At 48.2% G+C, this 249-nt stretch carries 1 rRNA gene; it reads right to left on the reverse strand.

Features of this window, described 5'->3' with window-relative positions:
• Positions 1-183: 183 nt before the first annotated feature.
• Positions 184-249: ribosomal RNA gene (locus GPK89_RS15050) — 16S ribosomal RNA — on the reverse strand; the annotation flags it as partial.

Genomic DNA, 249 nt, shown 5'->3' on the forward strand with positions numbered 1-249 from the left:
TTGCAAAGCAGGTGCTCTCCCAACTGAGCTATACCCCCGCGCTACTTGCGTTTCGGGTTTCGCTGTCCCTTATGCTTTGAAGATCTTGCTTTACGCAAGGCCTTCAAAATTGAACAATACTGAAACTTATTCACCTGTCCGAAATGATTTAGACCAGCTAGATCATTTCGTCTGACTCCCTAGAAAGGAGGTGATCCAGCCGCACCTTCCGATACGGCTACCTTGTTACGACTTCACCCCAATCACCAG

The sequence above is a fragment of the Gemmiger formicilis genome (assembly GCF_018784445.1).
GTDB lineage: Bacteria > Bacillota > Clostridia > Oscillospirales > Ruminococcaceae > Gemmiger.